This is a genomic window from Mesorhizobium sp. 1B3, assembly GCF_050958605.1.
In the GTDB taxonomy this organism is placed as follows: Bacteria; Pseudomonadota; Alphaproteobacteria; order Rhizobiales; family Rhizobiaceae.
In genome coordinates this window covers 665,557-678,020 of record NZ_JBJHDO010000001.1, presented here as the reverse complement: position 1 = coordinate 678,020, position 12,464 = coordinate 665,557, and the positions used below count along the sequence as shown (strand labels likewise).

General features: G+C 62.9%; 10 protein-coding genes. 3 read left to right on the top strand and 7 right to left on the bottom strand.

The window, feature by feature from the left end:
• The first annotated feature begins 1 nt into the window (after nucleotide 1).
• From ACCO56_RS03170 to ACCO56_RS03160, 3 genes are read left to right on the top strand one after another with little or no spacing between them, the layout of a single operon-like run.
• Complete coding sequence (locus ACCO56_RS03170; RefSeq protein WP_433637527.1) at nucleotides 2-961, top strand: ABC transporter permease; 960 nt, start codon at nucleotides 2-4, stop codon at nucleotides 959-961.
• A gap of 10 nt (nucleotides 962-971) precedes the next feature.
• Nucleotides 972-1,802, top strand: coding sequence for an ABC transporter permease (locus ACCO56_RS03165; protein ID WP_433637526.1), 831 nt, complete (start codon nucleotides 972-974; stop codon nucleotides 1,800-1,802).
• Nucleotides 1,795-3,444 carry an ABC transporter ATP-binding protein gene (locus ACCO56_RS03160; protein WP_433637523.1) on the top strand — a complete coding sequence of 550 codons (1,650 nt, stop codon included), beginning with the start codon at nucleotides 1,795-1,797 and terminating at the stop codon, nucleotides 3,442-3,444. The genes ACCO56_RS03165 and ACCO56_RS03160 overlap by 8 nt, the downstream gene beginning before the upstream one ends.
• 63 nt (nucleotides 3,445-3,507) lie before the next feature.
• On the opposite strand, the gene ACCO56_RS03155 is transcribed toward ACCO56_RS03160, so the two are convergent.
• The 7 genes from ACCO56_RS03155 to ACCO56_RS03125 form a co-directional block, all read right to left on the bottom strand.
• A complete protein-coding gene (locus ACCO56_RS03155) occupies nucleotides 3,508-4,902 on the bottom strand; it encodes a family 16 glycosylhydrolase (RefSeq protein WP_433637521.1) in 1,395 nt (464 codons plus the stop codon).
• Nucleotides 4,903-5,079: 177 nt separating this feature from the next.
• Complete coding sequence (locus tag ACCO56_RS03150; RefSeq protein WP_433637519.1) at nucleotides 5,080-6,021, bottom strand: alpha/beta hydrolase; 942 nt, start codon at nucleotides 6,019-6,021, stop codon at nucleotides 5,080-5,082.
• A gap of 2 nt (nucleotides 6,022-6,023) precedes the next feature.
• Nucleotides 6,024-6,806, bottom strand: coding sequence for a carnitinyl-CoA dehydratase (locus ACCO56_RS03145; protein ID WP_433637517.1), 783 nt, complete (start codon nucleotides 6,804-6,806; stop codon nucleotides 6,024-6,026).
• Nucleotides 6,791-8,878 carry an acetate--CoA ligase family protein gene (locus ACCO56_RS03140; protein WP_433637516.1) on the bottom strand — a complete coding sequence of 696 codons (2,088 nt, stop codon included), beginning with the start codon at nucleotides 8,876-8,878 and terminating at the stop codon, nucleotides 6,791-6,793. Before ACCO56_RS03140 ends, ACCO56_RS03145 begins: the two co-directional genes overlap by 16 nt.
• A gap of 395 nt (nucleotides 8,879-9,273) precedes the next feature.
• Nucleotides 9,274-10,437, bottom strand: coding sequence for an acyl-CoA dehydrogenase family protein (locus tag ACCO56_RS03135; protein ID WP_433637514.1), 1,164 nt, complete (start codon nucleotides 10,435-10,437; stop codon nucleotides 9,274-9,276).
• 5 nt (nucleotides 10,438-10,442) lie between these two features.
• The gene (locus ACCO56_RS03130) at nucleotides 10,443-11,492 is read right to left on the bottom strand and encodes a carnitine 3-dehydrogenase (protein ID WP_433637512.1); all 1,050 of its coding nucleotides are present in this window, start codon (nucleotides 11,490-11,492) and stop codon (nucleotides 10,443-10,445) included.
• 3 nt (nucleotides 11,493-11,495) lie between these two features.
• Entirely contained in the window at nucleotides 11,496-12,401 is a 906-nt protein-coding gene (locus tag ACCO56_RS03125; RefSeq protein WP_433637510.1) for a 3-keto-5-aminohexanoate cleavage protein, read from the bottom strand.
• Between the last annotated feature and the right edge of the window lie 63 nt (nucleotides 12,402-12,464).

Below are 12,464 nucleotides of genomic sequence, written 5' to 3'. Positions count from 1 at the left end.
CATGCGCTCACCGATCGTGAAACTCGTCGCCCAGCGCATCGTGCTGGGCGTCCTCCTGCTCCTGGCCGTTTCGGTCCTGATCTTCGCCGGCACCCAAATCCTGCCTGGCGACGTCGCCCAATCCATTCTCGGCCAATCCGCGACGCCCCAGGCGCTTGCCAACCTACGCCAGGAGCTCGGCCTGAACGATCCGGCCTATGTTCGCTATTTCCGCTGGCTGGGTGGTGTTTTGACCGGCGACCTGGGCAAGGCGCTCACCAGCGGTCAGGACATCGCAACCTCGCTGGGCAAGCGTTTCTGGAACACCCTGTTCCTCGCCTTCTGGGCCGCCGCGCTGTCGATACCGCTTGCCATTGCCGCCGGCCTGGTCGCGGTGCGCTACCGCAATGGCCCGGTCGACAAGGCGATCTCCGGCTTTGCACTCGCTTCCACCTCGCTGCCCGAATTCTTCATCGGCTACCTGCTGATCTATTTCGTGGCTGTGAAGATGCAATGGCTGCCGAGCGTCTCGACCGTTTATGACGGCATGGGCTTCGTCGATCGGCTGAAGGCGATAACGCTGCCGGCGCTGGCACTGACCTTCGTCGTCTTCGCCCACATGATGCGCATGACGCGTGCGGCGATCCTCAACGTCATGCAGTCGGCCTATATCGAAACGGCCGAGCTGAAAGGGCTGTCGCCGATCCAGGTCATCCGGCGGCACGCCTTTCCCAATGCCATAGCACCGATCGTCAATGTGGTGATGCTCAACCTCGCCTTCCTGGTGGTCGGCGTCGTCGTGGTCGAAGTGATCTTCGTCTATCCCGGCATGGGCCAATATCTGGTCGACCACGTCTCGAAGCGGGATGTCCCGGTGGTGCAGGCCTGCGGACTGATCTTCGCCGCCGTCTACATCTGCCTCAACATCGTCGCCGACGTAACAGCCATCGTCACCAATCCGCGCCTCAGGCACCCGAAGTGAGGGCCGGGTCATGCTTTCCCTGACACGAATCCCGACCGGCGCAGCTCTCGGCCTCCTCCTGACCTTCCTTTTCCTGGCCATGGCCGTGCTTGCGCCCTTCCTCGCCCCGTATCCGATGGACGCGACTGTCGGCGACGTCTGGCAGCCTGCATCGGCCGCCCATTGGCTGGGCACCGACAATCTCGGCCGGGACCTCTTTGCCCGCATGATCTACGGGGCTCGTACGACGATCTTCATCGCGGCGGCGGCAACAGCCATCTCCTTCGTCCTGGGCTCGGTGCTGGGCTTCGCGGCGGCTGTCGTCGGCGGATGGTTCGACACGCTCATGTCTCGCTTCGTGGATCTCATGATGGCGATACCTACGCTGATCTTCGGCCTGGTCATCCTATCAGTCCTGCCTTCCACCCTGACGACGCTGATCCTCGTGATGGGTATCCTCGATTCGACCCGCGTCTATCGCTTGTCGCGCGCCGTCGCGGCCGACATCAACGTCATGGATTTCGTCGAGGCGGCGAAGCTGCGCGGTGAAGGCCGCGGCTGGATCATCTTCCGGGAGATCCTGCCGAATGCCCTGTCGCCTCTGGTCTCCGAGCTTGGCCTGCGCTTCATCTATGCCGTGCTGTTCCTGTCGGCGCTGTCCTTCCTCGGCCTCGGCGTCCAGCCGCCGGAAGCCGATTGGGGTGGCATGGTGAAGGAGAACAAGGACGGCATCGTCTTCGGCGTGCCGGCGGCGCTGATCCCGGCCGCCGCCATCGCATTGCTGGCCATATCGGTAAACCTGGTCGCCGACTGGATCCTCAACCGCACTACCGACCTCAAGGGAGGCCGCGGCAATGGCTGACACCAAGCGCGATCCTCTCCTCGATATACGCGACCTGCGGATCGAGGCGACGGCCTATCCGCCGGGCGAGCCGCCACTTACTCTGACCATCGTCGATGGCGTGTCGCTGTCGCTGGAGCGCGGCAAGGTGCTCGGCCTTATCGGCGAATCCGGCGCTGGGAAGTCGACCATCGGCTTGGCTTCGATGGGATACGGGCGCGGCGGCGTGAGGATCACCGGCGGCGAGGTGGTGCTCAACGGGCGTGACATACTGAAGGGCGGGGCGAGGAGCCTGCGCCGCCTCCGCGGGCGCGAGGTCTGCTACGTCGCGCAGTCAGCCGCGGCCGCCTTCAACCCCGCCCACCGGCTCATGGATCAGGTCGTGGAAGCAGCGGTCGGGCATGGCGTCGCCTCCCGCGCCGAGGCAGAAAAACGCGCCATCGCCCTGTTTCGCAAGCTCAGCCTGCCGGATCCGGAAACCATCGGCAAACGCTTTCCGCATCAGGTTTCAGGCGGTCAGCTACAACGTGTGATGACAGCGATGGCGCTCTGCTCCGAGCCCGACCTGATCGTCTTCGACGAGCCGACGACAGCGCTCGACGTCACGACCCAGATCGACGTGCTCGCCGCCATCAAGGATGCGATCCGCGATACCGGCGTGGCCGCGCTTTACATCACGCACGATCTTGCGGTGGTTGCTCAGGTCTCGGACGAGATCATGGTGTTGCGGCATGGCAAGCTCGTGGAATGGGGCGACACACGACAGATCATCCATGAGCCTCGCCAGGACTACACGAAGGCGCTCGTCTCCGTAAACCGTATCGCGCATGAGGAGCAGCGCTCGGAAAAGGCGCCTCTCCTTTCCATCGCCAATGTCACGGCGGGCTATGGCGGCGGTGCGGTCCGGGTGTTGAAAAATGTCTCGATAGATATCCATCCCGGTCAGACGCTCGCCGTGGTCGGGGAGTCCGGATCGGGCAAGTCCACGCTGGCGCGCGCCATCACCGGCCTGCTGCCGCCGATGGAAGGTTCAATCACCTTCGCAGGGCGCAAGTTGGCAAACCGCCTGACAGACCGCAGCCGCGCGGATCTTCGCGAATTGCAAATGATCTACCAGATGGCCGATGTCGCGATGAATCCGCGTCAGACCGTCGGCGCCATCATCGGCCGGCCACTGGAGTTCTATTTCGGCATGAAGGGCAAGGAGCGCGATGCACGTGTCGCCGAGTTGCTCGACAAGATCGAGATGAGCAAGGGCTTCGCCGAACGTTACCCGGCCGAGCTCTCCGGCGGGCAGAAGCAGCGCGTCTGCATCGCCCGAGCACTGGCCGCCAAACCGAAGCTGATAATTTGCGACGAGGTGACGAGCGCACTCGACCCGCTCGTGGCGAACGGCATCCTGAAGCTCCTGCTCGAATTGCAGAGCGAAGAGGATGTCGCCTACATGTTCATCACCCACGACCTTGCGACGGTGAAGGCGATCGCGGACGCAGTAGTGGTCATGTATCGCGGCGAAGTCGTGCGCTACGGACCTAGATCCAAGGTGCTGACGCCGCCCTTCGACGCCTACACCGACCTGCTTCTTTCCTCGGTCCCGGAGATGGAGATCGGCTGGCTGGAAAAGGCCATCGAGGGCAGGCGCATGGAGGCGGCCGGGAATTGACATTTTTATCGGTTCCGATTCGGTGTGCGTTCTTCGAGGACTCGAAGGACGCACACCGAACTCCTAAAGGATCGCGTCGTCGCCTAGCTGATAGGCGTGAATATAATCGATCTTCATCTCGGCAGGAGTAGCGAGACCGTCCGCCGGTGTTCCGGCCCAACCGCCGAGACCCATATTGGCAATCATGTACATCGGATCATGCATGTCGGGAGGCGTCTCCGCGCGCGCCACCTCGACATCATCGAAGTACCAGACGAGTTCATTCTGGGTCCACAACAGCCCGTAGGTGTGGAAGCCTTCAGTATCGGAGACATTCGCGACGGAGCGTATCTGGGTGTGTTCTCCCGTTGCCTCGCTATGAGCGGTCAGCACCAACTGGTTGGGATTCTGTCCCCGCATCTCGATGACGTCGAGTTCCGGCGGCCATGTTCCATCCGCCGGAAGCAGCCAGAACGCAGGCCATGTGCCTTGGGTGTCCGGCATGTCGGCGCGAATCTCGAAATAGCCGTATGTCTGGGAGAACGACTCGAACGAGGTGATCATTCCCGATGTGTATTCGTAGTTATTTATGAACGGCCTGATCTCCTCAGGCGCGCGCGCGGCAGTGATCGTCAGGACGCCATCCTCGACGCTGAAGGGATTGACCGATTTCGTCGGGCGGTAATCGGTATCGATATACCATTCCAACTCCTTGTTGTCTGGAAGGGTGCTACCGTTTGGGGCGCCCCACCAATAGTTGGTGTCCCATGTTCCGGTTTGCCCGTTCCACAGGCTGAGGGAATCGAATTCATCTGCAAAAGTCAGTCTCAGATTCGACTTGTCGAGGCCGAGCTTGAATTGGTCGGCATGGAGTTGCTCGATCGTCTTGTTCGCGAAGACCAGCACCTCGCCGTCGGCCAAGCCGAGCGTGACGTCAATTCCCGACTGGAACATGTTAGCCTTGACCTGATCGAAAGAGGTGAAGCCGTAGCCGTCAAGGCGCACAATATCGTTCGCATTGAAATCCAGGATCACATCGCTGCCATTGCCCCGTTTTACGGAGAAGATATCGGCACCGTCGCCACCTATGAGCACGTCGTTGCCTGCCCCACCGTCAAGCGTCTGCTGAGCCGAGCGGCCGGAGATGATGTTGTCCTGGTCGTTCCCGATCGCGATTTGTCTATCGCCGGTGACGGTCAGATTCTCGAAATTCTCCGGAAGCGTGTAGCTCATCCAGGTGATGATCGTGTCGATCCCCTCGCCGGGTTGCTCGAACACCTGATCCTTGGTGGAATAGAGATTATAGATGTCGTCGCCGGCAAGACCCCACATGGTGACCGTGCCGTTGCCGCCGCCGTAGAGGGAGTCGTTTAAGGGAGTTGCCAGAAGGGTCGGCCCGGAATCGGCCGCCGACAACCACCTCGATGAGGGGCCGCTATAAGGAAGAAGAACGCCCAGGGCGTTTGCAACACTGGCCATTTCGCCGGCTCCTTTGCACTGCCCCGCCGCCGCTCGGAATGCATTGCTGGTATGCCAGCGTACGCCGGCACCGATTCCTGGTCCTCGTAACAAGGTCGGCGCTGAGCGTCACCCCCGGGATGGTAGTCCTCATACAAACTGCGGCAACCCGCGGTAACAAACTTGTGTCCGCAGATCTCAATAAGGCCACTCACGCTTACCGAGCGCTTTCACCGCGTCGACGATCCGCGTGAAGCTTTCGCGGGCTCGACGTACCGTGTGCCGCGCGCGCAGATAGCCATGCACGAGACCCCGCTCCTCCAGCGAATAGGCTTTGCCGCCAGCCGCATGAACGAGATCGCGGTACGCCTCGCCGTCGGACGAAAGCGGATCGCATTCGGCGGTGAAGATGACCGTCGGCGGAAGCGAAGAAAAATCCGGATCACGCATCGGCATGTAGCTGACGTCGTCCGAGACGTCGGCCCCGCCGGTGCGGATGTCCTTGTAGAAAACGAGGTCGCGCATGGTCAGCATCGGCGCGTTCGCATGGGTCACATAGGAACCCCTGGTGGTGTCGCCACCAAGGCCGGGATAGATGAGGATTTGTCCGATCGGAGCCCGCTCATGGCCGCGAGTGTGGTGCGCGACCGCAGCGGCCAGGTTGCCCCCCGCGCTATCGCCGCAGAGCAGGATCGGACGCGATGCCGTGGCGGCCCATTTGAACGCGGCCATCGCGTCCTGGAAGGCGGCCGGGTGGAGATGCTCGGGGACCAGCCGGTAATCGATGGACACCACCTCGTAGCCGGTACGGGCGCAGAGTTCGGCGCAAACGTCGTCGTGGCTGTCGAGACCGCCGAGGATAAAACCACCGCCGTGGAAATAGAGTACCATAGCTGCATTGTCGGACTTCGCCGCGCGATAGCTGCGGATCGGAATCGGATGGCTCGGCGCCTCGATAGCGCGGTCCTCCGCGGTCACGCCCTCGGGATAGCCGACGAAGAACTCGCGGCACATGCGATCGTAGATCCGCCTCTGCTCGGCGATCGTACAGTCGATCGTGTCGGGCGGATAAAAGCTGTTGGTCCGTTCGATGAAGGCCCAGGTTTCTGCATCGATAAGCTTCGTGTAGTCCGTGGACATGCTTATCGTCCTTTCCAGACGGGATCGCGCTTCTCGGCGAAAGCCCGGAAGCCCTCCTGATTGTCGTCGGAGGCATAAAGCTCATCGACGGTGCGGAATTTGCGTTTGGTGATCCAGTTCATCGCATCCTGGAATTCCATGGCTTCGGCTTTGCGCGCGACTTCCTTAATGGCCGCATAGACCAGGGGTGGCCCGGCGGCGAGCAGCCGCGCGGTCGCCCAGACCCTGTCTTCGAGCTTTTCCCTGGGCAACACCTCGTTGACCAGCCCCCAGCGATGAGCTTCCTCCGCATCCATCCAGCGGCCGGTCAGCAGAAGGTCCATGGCAACGTGATAGGGAATACGCTTCGGCAACTTCACCGTAGCGGCGTCGGCCAAGGTGCCGGCGCGGATTTCCGGCAGGGCGAAAGTGGAATGGTCGGCGGCATAAATGAGGTCGCAGGACAGCGCCAGTTCGAAGCCGCCCCCGACCGCCATGCCGTTGACGCAAGCAATCACCGGCTTGTTGAGATCGCGCAATTCCTGCAGTCCTGCAAAACCGCCGACGCCGTAGTCGCCGTCTACCGCGTCGCCGGCAGCCGCCGCCTTCAAGTCCCATCCGGCGGAGAAGAATTTGTCGCCGGCCGTCTTGACGATCGCCACACGAAGGTCCGGATCGTCGCGGAAGGACTGGAAGGTGAGCCCCATCAACCGCGAGGTCGCGAGATCGATGGCATTGGCCTTGGGACGGTCGAGCGTAACCTCGAGGATAGCGCCCTCGCGGCGCGTCGTTATGACTTCGGACATGAGCTGTCTCCATTCATCACCAACAGGGCGTCGGCGACCCAGGCACCCTGTCCTTCACGGCCGACGATCAGCGGATTGATGTCGAGTTCTTCGATCCGTTCGGTGTGGGCCGCGACGAAGGACGCGATTCCGAGAATCATCTCCAGCGCGGCGTCGAGATCGCCCTTTGGACGACCTCGATAGCCATCGAGCAGGGGGAAAAGTTTGAGCCCGCGCAATGCAGCCTCCACCTCTACCTTTGTCGCTGGGAGGAGCAGCGTGGCGGAATCCTTGAGCAGTTCGACCAGCACGCCACCCGACCCCAAGGTCATAACCGGCCCGAACAGCGGATCGCGTGTGACGCCGACGATCAGCTCGGCGACACCGTCCATCACCATCCGTTCGACATAAAGCCCGGTGCCGAGACCGGCGAGACGCTCGGCCGCGGCATGGACGGCCTGGCGATCAGCCAAACCGAGCTTCACCGCGCCCTGCTCGGATTTATGGGCCAAGCCGAGTGCCTTCAACGCCACCGGAAAGCCCAAAGCTTCCGCTGCCACGGCGGCTTCGTGGACATCGGCAACCCGTCGGCCTCGCGGAACGGATAGCCCATGCGCCGCGAGCAACGCCTTTGCCTCGGCCTCGTCCGGCTCGTGTCGGGCTGCCGTTTCGGCCTCCCAGCCTCTTGCCGCAACCGGATCGGCTGGCTTTCGAGACCACGCTTCGCCGACGAAGCCGGCGGCTTCCGCGGCATTCATCGCCTCGGGAATGCCATAAAGCGGGGCGATGCCGTGCGCGATCAGGTCGGCGCAGTACTGCTCCGGCAGGTTCTCCGGCATGGAGGCGACGATCGCGCCCTTGGCCGCATTGCTCCTCAAAGCGGCTTCGAAGGCGCGCAAGGTCGGAAACCACTCGGCATCCGAGCAGCGGTCGCCGCGGGGAAAATCGATCACCAGCATGTTGAGATCGAAACCGCCCGACGCCATGGCCGTGAAGGCAGCGGTCATGGCGGGTTCGTTGTTCCAGATGAAGGTGTGGTAGTCGAGCGGATTGGCGACGGCGACCAGCGGACCGAGCGCTTCCTTGACCCGCGCGTGGTGTTCGTCCACCAGCTTGGGAAAATAGACGGAGCGTCCGTCGGCACTGTCGGCCATGATGGACGCCTCTCCGCCGGAACAACTCATCGAGGAAAGCCGATACCCGGGAAGCGGGCCGACGGTGTGGAGCAGCTTCAGCGCCTCCAGGAAGGATGGGATCGTGTCGACCCGGGCGATACCCAGCCGCCTCAAGAAGGCTTCAGCGGCCGCATCGGATCCGGCAAGCGAGGCCGTGTGCGAGATCGTGGCCGCACGCGCCTGCTCGGACCTGCCGACCTTCATGGCGACGACAGGCTTGCCGAGTTCGCGTGCGCGCGCCGCCAAACGTTCGAAGCCAATGATTGAATCGAAGCCTTCGATATGAAGTCCCAAGGCCGAGACGCGCCCGTCCTCGACAAGCCCAAGCGCCATTTCCGACAAGCCGGTCTGCGCCTGGTTGCCGGCGGTCATGACATAGGCCACCGGCAGCCCGCGCTTCTGCATCGTCATGTTGATGGCGATGTTCGACGATTGCGTGACGATCGCCACGCCACGGATCCCTTCTTGAAGCCGCGTTCCGCCGTGCTGATCGGGCCAGAGAAGAGCCCCATCGGCATAGTTGATCAGGCCGTAGCAGTTGGGCCCGATGATCGGCATGGACCCGGCGGCCTCCAAGAGCCCCTGCTGCAGCTGCGGGCCTTCGGCATCGTAGTCGCCGGTCTCCAGAAAACCGGCGGCGAAGCAGACCGCCCCGCCCGCGCCGCGCTCGCGCAACTGCCTGACGATGTCCAGTGTCAGATGTCTGTTGACCCCCACGAACGCCGCGTCCGGGGCTCCGGGGAGCTCGGCCGCCGAACGGTAGGCCCTTACTCCTTCAACCGCGTCCTTCGACGGATGCACCGGCCAGATCTCGCCGGCGAAGCCCATCTTGAGCGACTCCCGCACGACCGCCGCCGCCTGAACGCCGCCGAAGACGGCAATGGATCTCGGCCGCAGCAGGCGCTCAAGACGGTGCATGGCAGGCACCCCCCTCTGTCCTGCCGGACATCTCCCCCACAAGGGGGGAGATTGGCCGTCGCGAATGATTTCGCCAATCTTCAGCCGAGCAAAGCGAGTGCAAAGATCGAAGCTGCCGATCTCCCCCCTTGAGGGCTACGACATTCACACATCTCACGGATCGTCGGCGGTCTCTGGAACACCCCTCAGCCGACCTCCGGCGCTTGTGCCGCGGCTCAGCCGCGTCACAGGCTTGTCGGCCACCTTCTCCCACAAGGGGAGAAGGTGGCCGCGCCAAGCGCGGTCGGATGAGGGGTACTCCAGAAAGCTCCGCCGGATGTGTGAATCTCGTAGCCTTGTGGCGGAGATGTCCGGCAGGACAGAGGGGGGTATGCTGATCCGCCATCATAGTAGCGCTATCCTCCCACCGCCCTAAGCAGCGCGCGCGAGATGATGTGCCGTTGTATCTCGGACGTTCCCTCCCAGATGCGCTCGACCCGGGCATCGCGCCAAATGCGCTCCAGCGGCAGGTCGGCCATGAGGCCCATGCCGCCATGAATCTGGATAGCCTCGTCGGCAACGAAGGCGAGCATCTCGGTCGCTTTGAGCTTCGCCATCGCCATGTCTTGGTCGGTGACTGTCCCCTGGTCGTATTTCCAGGCAGCCTCGAAGACCATGAGGTCGGCGGCCTTCAACTCAGTGGCCATATCGGCCAATTTGAAGGAGACGCCCTGGAACTTGCCGATCCGCTGGCCGAACTGCTCGCGCTCGGCGGCATAGGCGACGGCATGGGAGAATGCCCTGTCGGCACGGCCGAGGCAGGTCGCCGCCACCTGGAGACGTGTCGCCCCCAGCCAGCTGTTGGCGACCTCGAACCCTTTGTGGATTTCGCCCAGCACCTGCTCTCCGGGCAGACGGCAATCGTCGAATTCGAGGATCGAATTGGTGTAGCCGCGGTGCGAGACATTGCGATAGCCGTCGCGGACAGTGAAGCCTTTCGTGCCCTTGTCGACGAAGAAGGCCGTGATTTTCTTGCGCTTGCCGCGCGCGCTGTCCTCCTCGCCCGTGGCCATGAAGACGATGGCGAAATCGGCGATATCGGCATGCGAGATGAAATGCTTGGTGCCGTTGAGCACCCAGTCGTCGCCGTCCTGAACCGCGCTCGCCTTCATGCCGCGCAGGTCCGATCCCGCGCCCGGCTCGGTCATGGCGAGACAGTCCCATTTCTCGCCGCGTATGCAGGGATAGAGGTACTTTTCGCGCTGCTCCGGCGTACCGGCGAGCAGGATGTTGGAAGGCCGCGCCACGCAGGTCCAATGAAGCGCGTAATTCGCCCGGCCGAGCTCTTTCTCGTAGAGGAGCCAAGTCACGGTATCCAGCCCTGCCCCTCCGACCTCGACCGGCATGTTCGCTGCATAGAGGCCGGCGGCGATGGCCTTCGCCTTGAGTTCCTCGATGAGCTCGCGGCGCAGGTGGCCGGTCCTCTCGACCTCCGCCTCATGCGGATAGAGCTCGTTCTCGACGAAGGATCGCGTCGTCTCGACGATCAGCTTCTGCTCTTCGGACAGGCCGAAATCCATTGGCCTCAACCCTTGCTCTTCGCCACGTTGGCAGGCTTGCCCTTGCCAACGTCCTTCGCAGCCGCCTTGGCAAGCTGTTTCGTATAGTCCTTATGCAGCGCACCGGCGCCCCAGCCCTTGCCTTTGTTCTGTTTGGACAGCGCTTCCATGATGGCGACGAGATTGTCGTCGCGGATGCGCTCCAGCTCGCGGATCGACAGACCCTGCGCCTGCTCGTCCGACTGGGCGGCAATCTTGTCGACCAGTTCGTCCGTCAATTCCGGTACGTCGGTAAGCTTGGTCCAGGGCCAGGCGAGACAGGGACCGAACTGGGCAATGAAGTGGCGCATGCCCGCTTCGCCGCCGGCGATACGATAGACTTGGAACATGCCCATCTGCGCCCAGCGTATGCCGAAAGAGTAGCGCATGATGTCGTCGAGCTCCTCGACGGTGGTGATATCGTCCTTGATCAGCCACAACGCCTCGCGCCAGACGGCTTCGAGCAGGCGGTCGCCGACAAAGGCTTCGATCTCCTTGCGGATAACGACCGGCTTCATGCCGATCGAAGCGTAGACAGAGCGCGCTTTCTCGATCGTCTTCCTTGATGTCTTGTCGCCGCCGACGACTTCCACCAGTGGCAGGAGATAGACTGGGTTGAAGGGATGGCCCACGACAAGCCGCTCCGGACGTTCCATTGCGGCCTGCATATCGGAAGGCTTGAGGCCCGATGTGGAAGAGCCGATCAGCGCATCCCTGGATGCGTGGGCGTCGATCTCGGCCAGCACTTTGTGCTTCAGGTCGAGCCGTTCGGGCACGCTTTCCTGGATGAAATCTGCGCCGGTCACCGCCTCCGCAATGGTCTTGGCGTAGGTGACCCGGCCCTCCCCAGGCAACCCGCCCGGAGCCATCTTTCGGTAAGCGCGGCGCGCGCCCTTCATGACCTCGCCGACCTTTCGGGAGGCCTCCGGGTCGGGGTCGAAGACGGCGACGTCGATGCCGTTCAAGGCGAGCCGCGCGACCCAGCCGGCACCGATCACCCCGCCGCCAATCGCGGCGGCCTTGCAGATCCTGCTCATCGACTACCACCGCTTCTCGAGCTTGAGCTTTTCGCGCACATCTGCCGGTCCCATGATGCGGGAGCCCATGCCCTCGGCCACCTTCACCGCTCGCTCGACCAGCGCGCCGTTGGTGGCGAGCACGCCTTTTTCCAACCAGATATTGTCCTCCAACCCGACGCGAATGTTGCCGCCGGTGGCCAGCGCCACCCCCACATAGGGAAGCTGGTTGCGGCCGATCGAGAAGGCAGAAAAGACCCAGTCGGAAGGCAGGTTGGCGGTGAGGGCTGTAAGCGTGGCAATGTCGTCCGGCGCCCCCCAGGGAATGCCCATGCAGAGTTGCACCATCACGGGGTCATCGAGCAGGCCCTGTCCGTGAAGCCATTTGGCGAGAAGCAGATGACCGGTATCGAAGATTTCGACCTCCGGCCTCACGCCAAGCGCCTGGATCTGGCGCGCCATCTCCTTCAGCATGACCGGCGTGTTGGTCATGATATAATCCTGCTCGCCGAAATTCATCGTGCCGCAATCAAGCGTGCAGATTTCCGGAAGCAGCTTGGCGACATGGGCGAGACGCTCCGTGGCGCCGGCCATGTCGGTGCCTGCCGTCGCGGGCGGCAGGGGCTTCTCGACCCCGCCGAGCGTCAGGTCACCACCCATGCCCGCGGTCAGGTTGAGCACGACATCGACGCCAGACTGCTTCACCAGATCGACCACCTCTTCATAGAGATGAACGTCGCGCGCGCCCTTCCCGGTTTCGGGATCCCTCACATGGATATGGGCGATCGCGGCACCTGCATTCGCAGCCTCGATCGCCGCATCGGCAATCTGACGGGGGGTGACGGGAACCTTGTCGGAACGGCCGGTCGTGTCGCCGGAACCGGTCACGGCGCAGGTGATGAAAACGTCACGGCTGGGGTTGAGACCCATCAGAGCTCCTCCTTCTCCGGGGCTGTCCTTCTCCGATCATCCCTCGCCTTGCCGAACAGTGCT

Excerpts from the sequence above, each read along its gene's own strand:
- ACCO56_RS03170 (WP_433637527.1), top strand. The coding sequence starts at position 2 with ATGCGCTCACCGATCGTGAAACTCGTCGCCCAGCGCATCGTGCTGGGC.
- ACCO56_RS03165 (WP_433637526.1), top strand. The coding sequence starts at position 972 with ATGCTTTCCCTGACACGAATCCCGACCGGCGCAGCTCTCGGCCTCCTC.
- ACCO56_RS03160 (WP_433637523.1), top strand. The coding sequence starts at position 1,795 with ATGGCTGACACCAAGCGCGATCCTCTCCTCGATATACGCGACCTGCGG.
- ACCO56_RS03155 (WP_433637521.1), bottom strand. The coding sequence starts at position 4,902 with ATGGCCAGTGTTGCAAACGCCCTGGGCGTTCTTCTTCCTTATAGCGGC.
- ACCO56_RS03150 (WP_433637519.1), bottom strand. The coding sequence starts at position 6,021 with ATGTCCACGGACTACACGAAGCTTATCGATGCAGAAACCTGGGCCTTC.
- ACCO56_RS03145 (WP_433637517.1), bottom strand. The coding sequence starts at position 6,806 with ATGTCCGAAGTCATAACGACGCGCCGCGAGGGCGCTATCCTCGAGGTT.
- ACCO56_RS03140 (WP_433637516.1), bottom strand. The coding sequence starts at position 8,878 with ATGCACCGTCTTGAGCGCCTGCTGCGGCCGAGATCCATTGCCGTCTTC.
- ACCO56_RS03135 (WP_433637514.1), bottom strand. The coding sequence starts at position 10,437 with ATGGATTTCGGCCTGTCCGAAGAGCAGAAGCTGATCGTCGAGACGACG.
- ACCO56_RS03130 (WP_433637512.1), bottom strand. The coding sequence starts at position 11,492 with ATGAGCAGGATCTGCAAGGCCGCCGCGATTGGCGGCGGGGTGATCGGT.
- ACCO56_RS03125 (WP_433637510.1), bottom strand. The coding sequence starts at position 12,401 with ATGGGTCTCAACCCCAGCCGTGACGTTTTCATCACCTGCGCCGTGACC.